Below are 12,573 nucleotides of genomic sequence, written 5' to 3' on the forward strand. Positions count from 1 at the left end.
CTTCCTCACTGGGTACCGCCGGCGGGCGTGTACAGGTAGGGGAATCCAGGCAGCAGCGGCACGACGGCCTGATCGACCGCGTCATGCAGCTTCAGCGAGGTGGCGCCCAGCGGCACCGCCGAGGGCTTGCACGCCGCGCCGAAACCCAGCGCGTCGGTGTCGCCGTTGGCCATGCACAAGCCGCCCATCACCGCCACGAGGGAGATGTCGACGACGTCGTCCTTCGGCCGGCGTCCGTTGGGGAATCCCGCGTTGTCGCTGCCATGCGCGAGCAGGTTGCCCACGACGCCCAGCCGGTTCTGCTGCGCGAAGGGGACGGCCGCGATGGACGTGTTCAGGCGCAGTTCCTCGGACGCGACGACGTTGGCGGGCTGGTTGACGTTCTTGATGCCGGTGAGGAAGGTCGTCACCAGGTCGTTGCGCGGCAGGTTGGTCGGCGCGGCGTTGCCCAGCCCGAGCACCGTCGAGAGCAGCGCCGGCAGCGTGGGATGGGTCACGTAGGTGGCGAACTGCGTGTCGTCCTTGGGCTTGGACGCGTTGAAGCGGTCCTTGTCGGGCAGGCCGATCACGACCTCGTTGACCAGCGGCATGCCGAGCCGGGAGACCTGCACCCAGGCGCCGCCGGCCTTGTCGCTGTTCTGGTGCCCGGCCTTCGGGGCCGGATCGAGGATGCGCGCCTGGCGCATGCTGGCCGTGGTCCAGCCGCCGATGACCGGCTCATTGCCGGCGACCAGGCAGCTCTTGTGCACTTCCAGCGCGAGGGTCGTGACGTTCTTGCCGTCCAGCGTGTTGGGCGCGGCGTTGATTTGGGCCGGATCGGTGATCACGCCCACCGGCGCGTTCACCAGGTCGAAGATCGTTCCCAGGTTGACGGCGAAGGGATCCTTGCGTTGCCCCGCGAAGACCTTGGCCGGCTGGGCGCACCCCGGGATCGTCACCGCATAGACGTGCTTGGCGGCGTAGGCCGCGTAGTCGGCGATGGTCTTCTTGCCGATGTTGTCGACCGGCTTGTCGAAGGTGGCGGAGCCGCCGGTGGCGTTCGTGATCGACGCCCGCGTGCCGGAGCGGCGGTCGCCCCGGACGATGTCGACGGTGTAGGTCTCGTTGAGGTTGAGGGTGGCGGCCTTGGGGTCGGCCACGGCGCCGGACTGGATGAGCGGGATGGGCACGCTCTTGTCGCCGATGGTCAGCGCGGTGGCCTTGAGCGAGTGCTTGAACCGGAACTGGAAGGTGATGTCTTCCTTGGCGTCGCCGTTGTTGTCGACATGGATCTCGTAGAGCGCGTTCGGATCCAGCGAGAAGTAGTTGGGGCCGCCATACGGGTCCTGCAGCGGTAGGTAGTTCGCGATGAGCGTGACGTAGTCGGTGCGGCCGGGCTCGTAGCTCATGAACAGGTAGAAATCCGTCGCGTCCGCCTTGGGGACGGTGGTGATGAATGGCGCTTCCCGATGGCTGGAGGCGAAGGCCAATCCGGCGCACAGCACGCTGGCGGCGATGCACCCGGCGCGAAGACGCGTCGATGGGGACGGGGTCATGGAGGGCTCCTCGGCGTTGAGGGAACGGTGTGGTGGAGGCGGACGGTCATGACCCGTCCAGGTCGTCTTACGCGCCGGAGACCGACTTGGATGCATGCGATCCGCGCATGTCTTGAAGGTCCAGGCCGGCGCCGTTCACGCTGGGCAAGGACGCGCCCCGTCGGGCCCGGGGCCTGTCGGCGGAATCCGGGACGCACGCGAAGCAACGCCATGCATCCGATCGGATGGGCGATGCGTACGCGCGCGCGGTCGTCGGCGAGGTCTTCATCGCGGCTGGCGTCGATCACCAGGGTGGCGAGCGTCCCCCGTGCTTCAAGCCCGCGACGACGCCGCGAGTTCCGGCAGTTCGTCGGCGACGACGCTGCCGGGCAATGGCCTGGCGTGCGCGCACTGGCGGCCGAGCCGGTCTCGCTCGGCGCTGCGGAGCTTGACCAGTGGGGTGTCCTGCCGTCGGCCCCAGCCCATCAAGGCGAGCATCAGGCGCCACCGTCGCCAGCCCGTGCGGGACTGGTAGAAGTAGGCGCGGTCTTGCGCCGGCAGCAGGTGGATGTTGAACGGGCCGTCGCGTCGCATCACGACGCGTGCCGCGACGTGCATGACCAGGTACCGCGGCGAGTTGATGCCCGATAGCAGCTCGTCCCGCGCCGGACCGAGCCCTGCCAGGTAGGTGGCCTCGCCCAGCGCGAGCGCGTGTCGCAGCTCGCTTTCCCAGGCCAGGACGAATCGATCGCCCGGCGGCGCCGCGAAGCACCAGTTCTCGAGGAAGGGCCATGTCCCCGGCGCGGCAGTCGCGGCGGCGTTGCCCGCGTGGAGGTGAAAGCCGCTCAGTCCGCGCTTGCGCGTCGCCAGCGCCAGCAGCCAGTCGGGCGAGCGCGTCAGGAACAGGCTCGCGTCCATCCACAGCCCGCCATGGCGCCCGACCAGGGCGACCCGAAGCCAATCCGCTTGGCGATAGGCCGCCCAGGTGTCGAATGACTCGGGCATCGGCTGCCCATCGAGCGCTTCGGCGATCACGCCAGGGTGCAACACGCGGATGTCGTAGTCCGGCGCGTGACGCCGCCAGTTGGCGACGCAGGCCGCGACCACCGGGGGCAGCTCGCGGGTGTGCCAATAGGACCAGATGACGCGAGGGACTCGCCGTCTTTCCGGCATGACATGGGCCTGGCTGGTCCAGCTCGGCAGCGAGCGGGAGGATCGAGTGCAAGCGCGATGAAGCAGGCGGGTGACCGGCCGCATCACTGCGAGGATCGTCGAGCAGAGGGTGAGCTTCATGGCCGCCGATGCAGCGTGGTCGCGCTGCAGGCCATGAGATGGAGGGGGAAGAACGTCGCGCCGTGCATGGTGGAGGTCGCCGTGGTTCTTCCATGGACGACTGGCACTGCGTGTGCGCTCCACCGGGAAGCGGCGTGGGTACTGCGATGGCCTGTTGTACAGGGCACGGTTCGGCGCGGGGCGGGCGGCGCGAAGTCGTGGCGGTGAGGGCGAAGTCAACGGTCGCAGACTTCGTTGGTTGGGAACAAGTCAGCCGGGTCGATCCGTTCGGGCTGGGGTACTCCGATGGCGCAGGGGCCTTGGGCGAGTCCATTGCGCGCCGACGAGGCGCTGCCGCCTCAAGGCCGCGGGACGCAACGGCGTCCCGTCCAGGGGAGTCCTCCGGTCTTGACCTTCAGAGCGTTACTGCGGCGCGCACACCAGTGTTAGAGAAGCTCAAGAGCAACATGCAGGAAGGGGGGGCGCAAGGAGGGCGCTGTGCGTGGTCGCAGGCGGCGGCACGAAATCGACTGAGAGCAAGCGGCTGCATGTGATCCGAATGCGGCAGGATCCAATGATCGAGCGGAACTGGTGCTAGGTCGATGCGCGAGTGCTATGTGCGTGCCGTAGTCAGCTCGATGAGTTTGCTGCCGAAATTGCGCAGGATGAAGACCCGGGCAAAGCCTGTCCTGAAGGTCGCCGTCTCCACCTGGTCCGCGCTGTTGAACCAGGTCGACATCGTCCCGCTGTCGGTGACGATCACCAGCCAAGCTTCATCGCACTGACGCAGGTACTCAACAATGTTGGCATCCTTGGTGTCGATGATGGCGCCCACAATGTCCGACGTCATCGGCTCCGCCCAAGTCGAGCCAGTGGTGCCAAAGAAGCTCTCCGTCAGGCCGTCGAAACGCGCCACTCGGATGTAGTCGACTTCCTCGGGGAAGTAGTCGCGGTTGACCCAGTCGTATTGCTCGCGACTGGAGATCGTGCCTTCGGGCGGGACGTTTCGCTTGGCCAATTCGGAAATCTTGGCGGCCAGAGGTTCGATGTCCTTGCGGCGATAGGACAGGTCCTTCAGGTGGACGCAGCAGTCGATGGGCGGAGCACCTTCGCCGTCGTATAGCACCTTCGCGCGCTGGACGATCTGGTGGCGAATGGCCTCCCGGCCTTGCATGGGAACGGGCTGACTGTCCTTGGCGCGGTGCAGCTCGGTGATCTCGATCCCGATAATGCGATCGGCGGCGTTAACCAAGAAGTCCGGCTGTTCGCGCTCGTCGATGGCGCCTTGCGGGAAGTCAGCGAGCAGGTCACGGACTCGGTCGAGGTATCGGCGTTCGAGGTCCTTCTTGGCTTGGCGGGTCATGCGGAGATGGTGAATGGGGAATCCAACAGTGTCTCCGCCGGGGCCAGTGTCTGCGCAGCTGCATGCCGCAAAACTGCCCGAAGCATCTTGGCGGACATGTTTGTTATCGACGCTTCGAGCGTTGCCGAATTGAGCGAGCGGATCCGTCAGCAAGGCTGAATTGGGCTGGCGAAGATCGATAGCTTTGCGAAGACTACGAAGATGGTTAAGAAATGACGCGTCTCCAATCGATCCTCCTGGGCGCCGTGCTCCTCGGCGGCGGCGTCGCCGCCTGGTATTTCGGCAGTTCCTACGTCACCACCTTCCAGGGGGGCATCGACGAGAAGGCCGAGTGGTCCGTCCTTCAAGCCGCGTACCAGACCAACAAGGACAAGACCACCGAAGGCTGTTCACCGCTGAGCTACGCCTATCGCGACTCGAAGGCCATTGGTTTCCAGTCGCCGCAAGGCCGGGTCTGGATCCTGACGACGCCCAGCGCCGATGGCGCCGTCAAGGCGATGCCGGAGGGCGTGAAGTTCTACGCCCCGAAGAGCGGCCTTGACGCCGCCGTCGCCGGCGTGAGCGACCCCAAGGTCCTCGCCTTCATCCGCCAGAACGCGATCCCCGGCTGTCCATGACCGAGAAGTGGGCCGTCGCGCGCGGGGCCCCGATGTGGCTATGCCGGCGTCAACATGCCCTGGGCCGCCGAATCGATGACGGCCTCGACATCGTCTTCGGCGTTCATGAAGGCGCGGATGCAAAGGTCGACGAAGCCGCGCACCTTCGGATCCATGTAGCGGCTTGACGCAAACAAGGCATGAACAGGGGCCGGCTCTTCTGCCCACCCTGGCAACACCCGTTGGAGCGACCCGTCCGCCACATGCGCAGCAGCCATGAAGCGTGGCAACTGCGCGATGCCGATGCCCTCCAGCGCCAGATTCTTGGCCGCGACCGTGCTGCTCACGGCAGCGCGCGGCGGCTCTGAGATCTCCGCGGTTTCCGAACCGTTGAGGAGGGTCCAGAACGGACGCCCGCGTCGCGTTTTCATGATGAGGTCATGGTTGGCCAAGTCCCCGACCGCCGACAGCGCCGGAGCGTCGCGCAGGTAGCCAGGAGCCGCGTACAGCCCGTATGCCACCTCGCCCAACCGGCGCGCTGACAGGCCCGAGTCGGGCAGCGCGCCGACGCGGATGGCCACGTCGACCCCCTCGTGAATGATGTCCACCAGGCGGTTCGTGTACTCCGCCTCGATGGTCACCTTCGGAGACACCTTCAGGAAGGCTGCAAGCCACCGGTCCACCACGAGGGGGCCGTACTCGGACCCCGCCGTGATCTTGAGCAGCCCTTTCGGCTCTCCAGACTGTTGGGCGACGGCGGCCTCGGCGGCCTCCGCGGCCGACAGGATGCAGACGGCCCGCTCCAGGTAGTCGCGCCCGACCTCGGTGACGCTCAGCCGGCGCGTCGAGCGGGTCAGCAGCCGCGCTCCGAGCTTCTCCTCCATGCGCGAAACGATGCGGCTGAGCCTGGCCTTGTCGGTGCCCAGGCGGTCGGCGGCCGTCGTGAACGAGCCGTCGGTCACCACGGCAACGAAGGCCCGCATCTCGGCCAAGTCGATTGATGTCGTCATGGACAACAGTTTGTGGCACGGAGATCCATTTATCAATGTTGGACCCACAAATAGAGTGGCGTTGTCGGTCGGCGGAAACCGCCGACTTCACCGTCAACTGGGACCTTCACATGACACAAACCATCGGAATCATCGGCTCCGGCCTCGCCGGCAAAGCCGTGGCCCACCTCGCCGTCGCGGCGGGCCGCAAAGTCGTGATCAGCAATTCGCGCGGCCCGGAATCCCTGGCCGCGCTGGTCAAGGAACTCGGTCCGCTGGCCCGTGCCGGCACGGTCGATGAGGCCATCGCCGCCGCTGACATCGTCGCGCTGTCCATCCCGCTGCCCCGGTTCGAGTCGCTGCCAGCGGCCAGGTTTGCCGGCAAGGTGGTCATCGACCAAACCAACTACTACCCCGGCATGGGCGACTTCCGCAGGGCCGACCTGGACAACGGCGAGCTCACCTCGAGCGAGCTCATCCAGACGTACCTGGCCGGCGCGAAAGTGGTCAAGGGCATCCACAACATCGGCTGGCACCACATGCAGTTCAACGCGCGGCCGAAGGGCGATGACCAGCGCACCACGCTGCCGATCGCAGGGGATGACGCGGCAGCCAAGGCCGTCGTCTCGCAGTTCATCCAGGACGTGGGCTACGACGTGCTCGATGTCGGTTCGCTCGCCAACAGCTGGCGCATCGAGCCCAACACGCCGATCTACTTCTGGCCGTACGCGCCCACGATCCCTGAAGGCCTGACCCAGGAGCAGGCGAAGAAGGTCTACCAGCAAGCCGGCAAGCCGCTGACGCCGGACGCGGCTCGACGGATCGTCGACACGACGGTACGCCCATCCCCGATCGGCGGCACGTTGGACGGCCTTCCGCCGATCCACATCGCGCTCTTTCTCGAACTGGCGAGCGCCGACACCGTTCAGCGCTAACCCACCGCCCTTCGCATCGCGATGACGACAGGCCGGCCGTGCGTTGCCGGCCGGTCATTTCCCATTCGCGAGGCAGACGAGTTAGACGAGAAGGAAACCCCATGTCCAAGTCACTGACAAACAAGACCGCGCTGGTCACCGGCGGATCACGCGGCATCGGGCGCGCCATCGCGGAGCGCCTCGCGGCGGAGGGTGCGACGGTCGCGCTCACCTACAGCCAAAGCAAGGCGGGGGCCGATGAGGCCGTTGCTGCGATCACGAAAGCCGGCGGCGCGGCGTTCGCGCTCCACGCCGACCTCCTGGACGCCCGCGCGATCCCGACGCTGTTCGAGCGCCTGGACCTCGAACTCACCCAGCGAAACGGCAGCAACACGCTCGATATCCTGGTCAACAACGCCGGCAACTCCGGTTGGGGCGGTCTGGCAGACGCGACGCCGGAGAGCTGGGACACCATCGTCGCGGTCCACGCGCGTGCGCCGTTCTTCGTGGTGCAAGCCGCGCTGAGCCGCCTGGCCAACGGCGGACGCATCGTCAACATCTCCTCCGGCGCCGGCATCCGCGCGATGAATGTCGTCCCGATCTATTCGATGGCGAAGGCGGCGATCAACAACCTGACTCACGCGCTTGCCGCGGAGCTTGGCCCGAAGCAGATCACCGTCAATGCGGTCGCACCTGGCTGGATCAGCACCGACATGAATGCGGCGGTTCGCGAGAACGCCGAGATGGTGAAGGCCATCGAAGGCGACACCGCCCTGGGTCGGTTCGGCGAGACCGCCGAAGTCGCCGCCGTCGTCGCCTTCCTGGCGTCGAATGAAGGCCGCTGGGTGACCGCGCAGATCATCGAGGCGAGCGGCGGCTACAAGCTCTGAGCCCCTCACCCCAACGCCACCCAATCCGACACGAAGTTCCCCTCCCCATCCGGCTTCTGCGGCGCCAGCGTGCTCACCAGCGTCGCGAGCGTCCTTGTCGACACCCGGCACGCTTCCTCCGCGGTCGCGTACTCGCCGTGCAGCAGCAGTTTCTGATGGTGGGTCTGTCCGTCGCGCTCGAAGCGTCGTACCAGCACCGGCGTGAATTTGCCGGACGGGCACGCATCGCAACTCGACTCGACGGTCAATCGCATCGCGTGGCTCATCGAAATTCCCAACAACCGTTCTTGTGGGAAGAGCCTACGCGCCCACCCGGGCGAGCGCGCCCAGCCGGCAGGCCGTCGCGCTGTCGGCATCCAGGCGGGGGCGGCGTCGGTCCCGGCCTACGGCGGCGAGGCCTCCGGCCGCTCGGCCAGCCGTGACAGCACCGCCTTCAACTGCGCCAGCATCAACGGCTTGGTCAGGTAGGCATCCATCCCGGCCGCGCGGCACTCCTCCTCCTCCGCCCGCCCCGAGTGCGCCGTCAGCGCCACGATCGAGAAGCGCGGCATCTCCCCGGCCGCCTGCCGCCGCCGCAACTCCCGCGTGGCCTGCACGCCGGTGACGCCGGGCATCGACATGTCCATCAGCACGATGGCCGGGGCCTCCGCCAGGCAGGCCTCGATGGCCTCCGCCGCGCTGCTCGCCAGCGCCACCGCGTAGCCCAGCAGCCGCACCATCTCCGACGCCAGCAGGCGATTGACGGCGTCGTCGTCGACGACGAGCACGAGCACCGGGGGCGGCGGGGCGGGCGAAGCGGTGTCCATCATGTGCGGGCAGTCAGCTGGCAGTGGTGGGCATCGACATCGGGCAACAGGCGTTCCCAAGCCGGCGGGCCGCGCGTCGAGGAGGCGATCCGCGGGCCGCGCATTCTCGATCCGGCGTTGAAAGTGTTTGCGCCGGAGCGGACTTACCAAGCCCGGGGCGAATTTCTACAGTGGGCACGTCCCCCTTTGAAAGGAATCCCGACATGCCCGCCGCCTACGTGGTCTTCCTCAAGGAAGCCGTCCACGACGAAGAAGAACTCGCCCGCTACCAGGCCGCCGTCGGCGGCACCTTCGCCGGCCATCCCGTGGAGTTCCTCGCCACCTATGGCGAGCAGGAAATGCTCGAGGGAGCGCCGGTCGACGGCGTCGTCCTCCTCAAGTTCCCCGACCTCGACGCCGCCCGGCGCTGGTATCGCAGCCCCGAGTACCAGGCCGCCGCCAGCCATCGCTTCAAGGGCGCGACCTATCGCGCCGTCATCGTCGCCGGCCGCGACTGACCGCGCCAGTCCCACCGCCCCATCGCCCCATCGCCAACACGACCTCCACGTCCTCCCGAAGCCAACCCATGACCACCTCGACCCCCACGGCCAACGCCGTCCACGCCACGGCCTCCATCACCCGCGATGCCGCGCTGTCCCTGCTCGCCGCCGCCCGCGACTCGTCGCGCGAGATCGGCATCGAGGTCGCCATCGCCATCACCGACGCCGGCGGCCACCTCGTCGCCTTCGAGCGCAGCGACGCCGCGCCCTTCCTGACCGCCGGCATCGCCATCGACAAGGCCTGGACCGCGGCCTCCTTCGGCCTGGACACCCTCACCTGGAACCACGTCGTCGCCGCCCCCGTCACCGCGCCGCTGGCGCACCACCCGCGCGTCATGGCCGTCGGCGGCGGCGTGCCGATCCTGGTGGACGGGCGCATCGTCGGCGGCGTCGGCATCTCGGGCGGCAACGCGCAGCAGGATCACGACGCCGCCCTCGCGGCGCTGCGGGCCACGGGCTTCGCCACCGATAAGTAATTCGCGCTTTTCAGGCCCGCGGGGGCCGCGCGGGCGCAGCGCCAAAAAGAGCGGTGCATGCGCCTAATCGGGACGGGGAAGGGCTCGGCACCATGCCGGCACTGGGCATCGAGACGCCCGCCTCCCCACTCCCGAGACCCCCATGACACTCACTCGAATCGCCGCGTCGGTCGCCCTGGCGGCCGCCGCGATGAACAGCCACGCCGTCACGCCGATCGGCGACTACCTCACCTTCAGCGGCTTCGGCACGCTCGGTTATGTCCGCGCCGACACCGACCAGGGCCAGTACCGCCGCGAGTTCCAGCAGAAGGGCGCGGACAAGTCCGGCTCGCTGCTCGTGGACAGCAACCTGGGCCTGCAGCTGACGGCCACCGCCAACGACTGGCTGTCGGCCACCGTGCAGACGCTCACCGCGGAGCGCGACGACGACAAGCTGAGCACCCGCTTCGAATGGGCCTTCGTGAAGGTCGCGCCCGTCGAGGGCCTGTCCGTGCGCGTCGGGCAGATGAACGTGCCCAACTTCCTGGTGTCGGCCTCGCGCCGCATCGGCTACGCCAACACCACGCTGCGCCCCGCCAACGAGGTCTACGGCCTGGACCTGCTCAGCGGCGGTCTGCGCGGCGCCGACGTGTCCTACCGCCTCCCCGTCGGCGACAACAAGTTCACCGCCACCGTGCTCGGCGGCCGCTCCAAGGCCGGCCCCACCGATGTCGACTCGCTGCGCGGCGTCAACGGCGTCTGGGACGGCAACTGGTACACGCTGCGCCTGGGCTACGTCGAGGCCAAGCCCGACCTGCCCGGCGAGCTCCAGGCCCTGCTGCCCGCCGGCCAGTCGCTGTCGGATGCGAAGTACCAGTTCTCCGGCTTCGGCTTCACCGTCGACCGCAACGACGTCGTGATGCAGGGCGAGTTCGTGAAGCGCCGCTACAAGCTCTTCAACACGCTGATCGCCGCGGACGCCTGGTACCTGATGGCGGGTTACCGGATGGGCGCGTTCCTGCCGTACGCGCAGGTGGCGCAGGTGCGTCCGGCCAAGGACGCGGTCACCGCGCCGCAACGCACGCTGTCCGCCGGCGTGCGCTGGGATGCCTTCTCCAGCGCGGCGCTGAAGTTCCAGGTCGAACGCGTGGACACCCGCGGCACCGCCGGCGCGAGCTTCATCACCGCGCCGGTCCTGACCGCCATCGGGCCCTTGCCCGGTCCCATCACGCGCCCCGTCACCACGGTCAGCGCCAGCATCGACTTCGCCTTCTGAGCCCCATCATGAACAAGCACAGTGTGTTGGCCGCGGTCGTGCTGGCCGTCGCCGCGTCCCAGGGCGTCCAGGCGCAGACCGTCGTGGTCGGCCATCCCGGCGCCGAAGCCTTGAGCAACGCGCAGATCGTGGACGTCTACCTCGGCAAGAGCCAGGCGGCGACGCCGCTGGACCTGCCGGAATCGGCCTCGACGCGCACCGCCTTCTATCAATCGGCCACCGGCAAGGACCTCGCGCAGGTGAAGTCGCTGTGGGCGCGGCTGATCTTCACCGGCGTGGCCAAGCCGCCCAAGGTGCTGGCCGACGCGGCCGCGGTGAAGAAGGAAGTCGCCGCCAATCCCAAGGCCATCGGCTACATCGACAAGTCGGCCGTGGACGGCAGCGTCAAGGTGCTGGCCACCTTCAACTGATCGGCCGGCCGTCCGCCGGAACAGGTGTGCAGATGAACCTCAAGACCCGCATCGCGCTGCTGCCCGCGCTGGCCGCGCTGATCTTCGGCATCGGGATCGCCGTGGTGCTGTCCTTCTCGACGCGCACGCTCGCCGTGATCCATGCGCTGGAGTCGCAGGACTATCCCTACCTCGTCGCGACGAACCAGGCCTCGGCCCAGTTCGAGGCGCTGGGCGGGCTCTTCCAGTCCGCGGTCGCGGAAGGGGAGAAGCGCCAGCTGGACCAGGCGGCCGAACGCGCCGGCGCGATGCGCAAGGTGATCGCGTCGATCCAGGCGCTGGACGGCCGCGCCGACGCCGGCGCGCGGCTGCTGCGCGACTTCGACGCGTATTACGGCGCGTCGGTGGAGACGGTGGAGATGATCCTGGGCCTGCGCACCGGCGACCAGGCCGGCGCGGTGGCGCGGATGCAGGGCGCGCAGAAGGCCTTCGAGCAGGCGCTCGCGGCCGCGCGCACCGACGCGCGGGAGGGCCTGGACGGTGCCCTGGCGCGCGCCGAGGGCGGCGTTCGCGCCGGCCTGTCGGTGACGGTGGGGTGCGGCGTGGTGGTGGTGCTCTGCCTGGCGCTGGGCTCCTGGCTGTTGATCGTCGGCGTGTGGCGCCAGCTGGGCGGCGAGCCCGAGTACGCGCGCCAGGTGATGCGCCGCATGGCGGAGGGCGACCTGTCGCAGCGGATCGAGGTCGCGCGCGGCACCGACCACAGCCTGCTGGCGGCGGTGCGCGACATGGCGCGCGGCCTGTCGGGCCTCGTCGCGGAGGTGCGCGGCGGGACGGAGTCGATCGGCGTGGCCTCGCGCCAGATCGCGGCCGGCAACCAGGACCTGTCGGGACGGACCGAGCGGCAGGCGGGCTCGCTGGAGGAGACCTCGTCGCACATGCGCCAGCTCACCGAGGCGGTGCACCAGAGCGCGGACGCGGCCAGCCAGGCGAATCAGTTGGCCGGCAACGCCGCCGCGGTGGCGCTCAAGGGCGGCGAGGTGGTGGGACGCGTGGTGTCGACGATGGAGGAGATCAGCGCGAGCTCGCGCCGCATCGGCGACATCATCGGGACCATCGACAGCATCGCGTTCCAGACCAACATCCTCGCGCTGAACGCGGCGGTGGAGGCGGCGCGCGCCGGCGAGCAGGGACGGGGTTTCGCCGTCGTCGCCGGGGAGGTGCGGGCGCTCGCGCAACGCAGCGCCGAGGCGGCGCGCGAGATCAAGACGCTGATCGCCGCGAGCATGGAAGGCGTGGACGCCGGATCGCGGCTGGTGCGAGACGCTGGCGACACGATGCGCGACATCATGACCAGCGCGCAGCGGGTCTCGGACATCGTCGGCGACATCACCGCGGCGTCGCTCGAGCAGAGCACGGGGATCGGGCAGGTCAACCAGTCGATCGTCGACCTGGATCGCATGACGCAGCAGAACGCGGCGCTCGTCGAGGAGGCCGCCGCGGCGGCGCAGAGCCTGGAGCAGCAGGCCGACGGGTTGGAATCGGCGGTGGCGATCTTCAAGCTGGCGTGAGG

The 12,573-nt window shown here is 68.5% G+C and carries 14 protein-coding genes; 8 read left to right on the top strand and 6 right to left on the bottom strand.

Going from position 1 to position 12,573, the window contains the following annotated elements:
- Nucleotides 1–5 precede the first annotated feature (5 nt).
- From N5D62_RS07600 to N5D62_RS07610, 3 genes are all read right to left on the bottom strand, one after another.
- Nucleotides 6–1,535, bottom strand: a complete 1,530-nt coding sequence (locus tag N5D62_RS07600; RefSeq protein ID WP_279757068.1) for a DUF4331 domain-containing protein — start codon at nt 1,533–1,535, stop codon at nt 6–8.
- A gap of 312 nt (nt 1,536–1,847) precedes the next feature.
- Entirely contained in the window at nt 1,848–2,807 is a 960-nt protein-coding gene (locus N5D62_RS07605) for a capsular polysaccharide synthesis protein (RefSeq protein ID WP_279757070.1), read from the bottom strand.
- A 592-nt stretch (nt 2,808–3,399) separates the two neighbouring features.
- Nucleotides 3,400–4,149 carry a hypothetical protein gene (locus N5D62_RS07610; RefSeq protein WP_279757071.1) on the bottom strand — a complete coding sequence of 250 codons (750 nt, stop codon included), beginning with the start codon at nt 4,147–4,149 and terminating at the stop codon, nt 3,400–3,402.
- 212 nt (nt 4,150–4,361) lie between these two features.
- On the opposite strand from N5D62_RS07610, the gene N5D62_RS07615 reads away from it, so the two are divergent.
- A complete protein-coding gene (locus N5D62_RS07615) occupies nt 4,362–4,766 on the top strand; it encodes a hypothetical protein (RefSeq protein WP_279757072.1) in 405 nt (134 codons plus the stop codon).
- 38 nt (nt 4,767–4,804) lie between these two features.
- Here the strand turns inward: N5D62_RS07615 and N5D62_RS07620 are convergent, their stop codons facing one another.
- The gene (locus N5D62_RS07620) at nt 4,805–5,755 is read right to left on the bottom strand and encodes a LysR family transcriptional regulator (protein WP_279757073.1); all 951 of its coding nucleotides are present in this window, start codon (nt 5,753–5,755) and stop codon (nt 4,805–4,807) included.
- Between the two features lie 110 nt (nt 5,756–5,865).
- Here N5D62_RS07620 and N5D62_RS07625 point away from each other — a divergent pair, with 110 nt between their 5' ends.
- Nucleotides 5,866–6,669, top strand: a complete 804-nt coding sequence (locus N5D62_RS07625; RefSeq protein ID WP_279757074.1) for an NADPH-dependent F420 reductase — start codon at nt 5,866–5,868, stop codon at nt 6,667–6,669.
- Between the two features lie 101 nt (nt 6,670–6,770).
- Nucleotides 6,771–7,538, top strand: a complete 768-nt coding sequence (locus N5D62_RS07630; protein WP_279757075.1) for an SDR family oxidoreductase — start codon at nt 6,771–6,773, stop codon at nt 7,536–7,538.
- A gap of 5 nt (nt 7,539–7,543) precedes the next feature.
- On the opposite strand, the gene N5D62_RS07635 is transcribed toward N5D62_RS07630, so the two are convergent.
- The gene (locus N5D62_RS07635; protein ID WP_279757076.1) at nt 7,544–7,804 is read right to left on the bottom strand and encodes a hypothetical protein; all 261 of its coding nucleotides are present in this window, start codon (nt 7,802–7,804) and stop codon (nt 7,544–7,546) included.
- A 117-nt stretch (nt 7,805–7,921) separates the two neighbouring features.
- Nucleotides 7,922–8,347 carry a response regulator gene (locus N5D62_RS07640; protein WP_279757077.1) on the bottom strand — a complete coding sequence of 142 codons (426 nt, stop codon included), beginning with the start codon at nt 8,345–8,347 and terminating at the stop codon, nt 7,922–7,924.
- Nucleotides 8,348–8,547: 200 nt separating this feature from the next.
- On the opposite strand from N5D62_RS07640, the gene N5D62_RS07645 reads away from it, so the two are divergent.
- The 5 genes from N5D62_RS07645 (at nt 8,548) to N5D62_RS07665 (ending at nt 12,571) form a co-directional block, all read left to right on the top strand.
- On the top strand, nt 8,548–8,841 hold the full coding sequence (locus N5D62_RS07645) for a DUF1330 domain-containing protein (RefSeq protein WP_279757078.1): 294 nt from the start codon (nt 8,548–8,550) through the stop codon (nt 8,839–8,841).
- Nucleotides 8,842–8,909: 68 nt separating this feature from the next.
- Entirely contained in the window at nt 8,910–9,359 is a 450-nt protein-coding gene (locus tag N5D62_RS07650) for a heme-binding protein (protein ID WP_279757079.1), read from the top strand.
- Nucleotides 9,360–9,501: 142 nt separating this feature from the next.
- Nucleotides 9,502–10,614: a porin gene (locus N5D62_RS07655; protein WP_279757080.1), complete on the top strand. Its 1,113-nt coding sequence runs from the start codon at nt 9,502–9,504 to the stop codon at nt 10,612–10,614.
- A gap of 8 nt (nt 10,615–10,622) precedes the next feature.
- Entirely contained in the window at nt 10,623–11,024 is a 402-nt protein-coding gene (locus tag N5D62_RS07660; RefSeq protein ID WP_279757081.1) for a hypothetical protein, read from the top strand.
- Between the two features lie 32 nt (nt 11,025–11,056).
- Complete coding sequence (locus N5D62_RS07665; RefSeq protein ID WP_279757082.1) at nt 11,057–12,571, top strand: methyl-accepting chemotaxis protein; 1,515 nt, start codon at nt 11,057–11,059, stop codon at nt 12,569–12,571.
- The last annotated feature ends 2 nt before the right edge of the window (nt 12,572–12,573 follow it).

This window comes from Mitsuaria sp. GD03876 (assembly GCF_029840635.1).
Lineage (GTDB): Bacteria > Pseudomonadota > Gammaproteobacteria > Burkholderiales > Burkholderiaceae_C > Roseateles.

Bases quoted from the DNA above. Each gene is read 5' to 3' on its own strand.
- N5D62_RS07600 (WP_279757068.1), bottom strand. From the start codon at position 1,535: ATGACCCCGTCCCCATCGACGCGTCTTCGCGCCGGGTGCATCGCCGCC.
- N5D62_RS07605 (WP_279757070.1), bottom strand. From the start codon at position 2,807: ATGAAGCTCACCCTCTGCTCGACGATCCTCGCAGTGATGCGGCCGGTC.
- N5D62_RS07610 (WP_279757071.1), bottom strand. From the start codon at position 4,149: ATGACCCGCCAAGCCAAGAAGGACCTCGAACGCCGATACCTCGACCGA.
- N5D62_RS07615 (WP_279757072.1), top strand. From the start codon at position 4,362: ATGACGCGTCTCCAATCGATCCTCCTGGGCGCCGTGCTCCTCGGCGGC.
- N5D62_RS07620 (WP_279757073.1), bottom strand. From the start codon at position 5,755: ATGACGACATCAATCGACTTGGCCGAGATGCGGGCCTTCGTTGCCGTG.
- N5D62_RS07625 (WP_279757074.1), top strand. From the start codon at position 5,866: ATGACACAAACCATCGGAATCATCGGCTCCGGCCTCGCCGGCAAAGCC.
- N5D62_RS07630 (WP_279757075.1), top strand. From the start codon at position 6,771: ATGTCCAAGTCACTGACAAACAAGACCGCGCTGGTCACCGGCGGATCA.
- N5D62_RS07635 (WP_279757076.1), bottom strand. From the start codon at position 7,804: ATGAGCCACGCGATGCGATTGACCGTCGAGTCGAGTTGCGATGCGTGC.
- N5D62_RS07640 (WP_279757077.1), bottom strand. From the start codon at position 8,347: ATGATGGACACCGCTTCGCCCGCCCCGCCGCCCCCGGTGCTCGTGCTC.
- N5D62_RS07645 (WP_279757078.1), top strand. From the start codon at position 8,548: ATGCCCGCCGCCTACGTGGTCTTCCTCAAGGAAGCCGTCCACGACGAA.
- N5D62_RS07650 (WP_279757079.1), top strand. From the start codon at position 8,910: ATGACCACCTCGACCCCCACGGCCAACGCCGTCCACGCCACGGCCTCC.
- N5D62_RS07655 (WP_279757080.1), top strand. From the start codon at position 9,502: ATGACACTCACTCGAATCGCCGCGTCGGTCGCCCTGGCGGCCGCCGCG.
- N5D62_RS07660 (WP_279757081.1), top strand. From the start codon at position 10,623: ATGAACAAGCACAGTGTGTTGGCCGCGGTCGTGCTGGCCGTCGCCGCG.
- N5D62_RS07665 (WP_279757082.1), top strand. From the start codon at position 11,057: ATGAACCTCAAGACCCGCATCGCGCTGCTGCCCGCGCTGGCCGCGCTG.